Source organism: Methylocapsa palsarum, from assembly GCF_900114285.1.
Lineage (GTDB): Bacteria > Pseudomonadota > Alphaproteobacteria > Rhizobiales > Beijerinckiaceae > Methylocapsa > Methylocapsa palsarum.
In genome coordinates, this window is record NZ_FOSN01000061.1 from 1 (window position 1) to 2,117 (window position 2,117).

At 60.8% G+C, this 2,117-nt stretch carries 1 protein-coding gene and 1 pseudogene; both read left to right on the forward strand.

From position 1 onward, the window contains the following. Positions 1-207 precede the first annotated feature (207 nt). On the forward strand, positions 208-1,779 hold the full coding sequence (gene istA / locus BM177_RS19235) for an IS21 family transposase (RefSeq protein WP_091686905.1): 1,572 nt from the start codon (positions 208-210) through the stop codon (positions 1,777-1,779). Beyond that, a pseudogene (locus tag BM177_RS19240) lies at positions 1,706-2,023 on the forward strand (ATP-binding protein); the annotation flags it as partial. The gene istA and the pseudogene BM177_RS19240, both read left to right, overlap by 74 nt. Positions 2,024-2,117 lie beyond the last annotated feature (94 nt).

The following is a 2,117-nucleotide window of genomic DNA, read 5'->3' on the forward strand; positions in this document are numbered from 1 at the left end:
CATGCGCTTTGAGCAACCGATAGACGGAAGCTTCTGACACAAAATACTTTTCCTCATTCGTGAAGCGCACTGCTAGTTCACGGGGCGAGAGTTCTTGTGAATAAGCATGGAATAAGGACCCCGCTTTGGGGATGATTTGCATCCAATCGGGACCCTAGAGCTGAGGGTCCACAGTGGCCTCCTGGATTTTGGGAGGCCGAGATTGGAATGCTGGTTGTGGAGACGATCGCCAAGATTCGCCGGGCTTATTTTGTTCAGAAGAAGCCGATCAAGGAGATCTGCCGGGACCTGCATGTGTCTCGCAAGGTCGTCCGGAAGGTCATTCGTTCAGAAGCGACCGAGTTCCATTACGAGCGCTCGAGGCAGCCGCTTCCCAAAATCGGGCCGTGGCGCGAGCGGCTGGAGACCCTGCTGCAGGAGAACGAAGGCAAGCCGGCACGCGAGCGATTAACGCTTGTCCGGCTGTTCGAAGAACTGCGCGGCTTTGGTTATGGCGGAAGCTACGACGCCGTTCGCCGCTACGCGATCAGCTGGCGCAAGGAGCGCGGGGCGGCGTTGGCGCAAGCCTATGTGCCGCTCGCCTTTGCTCCCGGCGAGGCCTACCAATTTGACTGGAGCCATGAAATCGTCGTGCTGAACGGCGTGACGGCGACCGTGAAGGTCGCGCACATGCGGCTTTGCCATAGCCGCATGCTTTTTGCGCGCGCCTATCCGCGCGAGACGCAGGAGATGGTGTTCGACGCGCATGACCGCGGCTTCGCCTTTTTCAAGGGCGCCTGCGCGCGCGGCATTTACGACAACATGAAAACCGCGGTGGAGACGATCTTCGTCGGCAAGGACCGGCGATACAACCGGCGCTTTCTTCAGATGTGCGGGCATTATCTCGTCGAGGCCGTGGCCTGCACGCCGGCAGCCGGCTGGGAAAAAGGCCAAGTCGAGAACCAGGTCGGTCTGGTGCGCGAGCGCTTCTTCACGCCGCGTCTGCGGTTCAAGAGCTATGACGAATTGAATGCCTGGCTTCTGGACAAATGCGTCGCCTACGCCAAAGCCCATCGCCATCCCGAAATTGCCGACAAGACGGTGTGGGAGGTTTTCGAGGAAGAGCGCCCCCAGCTCACGCCATTGCGCGGCCGCTTTGACGGGTTCCATGCGGTCAGCGCTTCGGTGTCCAAGACCTGCCTGGTGCGCTTCGACAGCAATAAATACTCGGTCAAAGCGAGCGCCGTCGGCCGTCCCGTCGAAGTCCAAGCTTACGCCGACCGCATCGTCATCCGCCAGGATGGCCTCGTGTTCGGCGAACATCGCCGCCGCTTTGGCCGCGAAGAGACAGCTTACGATCCTTGGCATTACGTGCCGGTTCTGGCGAAGAAGCCGGGCGCCTTGAGGAACGGCGCGCCGTTCAAGGATTGGGTTTTGCCGTCAGCGATGGAGAAAATCCGCCGCAAGCTCGCGGGCTCCGCCGACGGCGACCGCCAGATGGTTAAAATCCTGGCGGCGGTTCTCGACGATGGACTGCCGGCGGTCGAGGCCGCCTGCGCCGAGGCCCTGGACCAGGGCGTCCATTCCGCCGACGTCATTCTCAACGTTCTGGCGCGCCGCCGCGATCCTGGTCCGCCGCTGACCATCGTCACGCCGGACGCCCTGAAGCTCCGGCAGGTCCCGCTCGCCGATTGCGCCCGCTACGATCAACTGAGGAGTTCAGGCGATGCTGGAACGCACGCAAATCTTCGACCTCATGGGAGAACTCAAGCTGTTTGGCATGAGGAGCGCCTACGATGAAGTGATGTCGACGGGCATCAAGCGGCAGCATGAGCCGCCGCAGATCGTCGGCGATCTTCTCAAGGCCGAAATCGCCGAAAAACAAGCGCGCTCCATCAAATATCAGATGACCATCGCCAAGCTCCCCTTGGCGAAGGATATCGGCGACTTCGACTTTGACGGCGCGCCTGTCAACGAAACCCTGGCGCGCGATCTGGCCGGAGGCGGCTTCGTCGCGCAGCAGCGCAACATCGTTCTTGTCGGTGACCTGCCACTGAGATTTTCCTCCACGAGGATTTAGAGTCCGGCCTTTCAGAGGACGGACAGATGAAGCGAGCACGGTTCACGGAAGAGCAGAT